Origin of the sequence: Streptomyces aureus (assembly GCF_001418135.1) — a bacterium.
Classification (GTDB): Bacteria; Actinomycetota; Actinomycetes; order Streptomycetales; family Streptomycetaceae; genus Streptomyces; species Streptomyces aureus_A.
In genome coordinates this window covers 3,087-3,715 of record NZ_LIPQ01000674.1, presented here as the reverse complement: position 1 = coordinate 3,715, position 629 = coordinate 3,087, and the positions used below count along the sequence as shown (strand labels likewise).

General features: G+C 74.6%; 1 pseudogene. It reads left to right on the top strand.

Annotated features, from left to right (window positions below):
- Nucleotides 1–629: pseudogene (locus AOK00_RS41065) on the top strand (phospho-sugar mutase); the annotation flags it as partial.

Here is a 629-nt window from a genome sequence, read left to right as displayed (position 1 = left end):
TCGCCGCGCTCCTCGACCGCGGCGCGAGCGACGAGCTCGCCGCCCGTTTCGCCGGCACGCTGCAGTTCGGCACCGCCGGTCTCCGCGGTGAGCTGGGCGCCGGGCCCATGCGGATGAACCGCTCGGTCGTCATCCGCGCCGCCGCCGGCCTCGCCGCGTACCTCAGGGCGAAGGGCCAGGAGGGCGGTCTCGTCGTCATCGGCTACGACGCCCGCTACAAGTCGGCCGACTTCGCGCGCGACACCGCCGCCGTGATGACCGGCGCCGGCCTGCGCGCCGCGCTCCTCCCCCGCCCGCTGCCGACGCCCGTCCTCGCGTACGCCATAAGGCATCTGGGTGCCGTCGCCGGCGTCGAGGTGACCGCGAGCCACAACCCTCCGCGCGACAACGGCTACAAGGTCTACCTGGGCGACGGCTCGCAGATCGTGCCGCCCGCCGACGCGGAGATCGCCGCCGAGATCGACGCGATCCGCTCGCTGCACGACGTGCCCCGCCCGGAGGCCGGCTGGGAGACCCTCGGCGACGAGGTCCTGAACGCCTATCTGGAGCGTACGGACGCCGTCCTGACCCCGGGGTCCCCCCGCACCGCGCGGACCGTCTACACGGCCATGCACGGCGTCGGCAAGGAC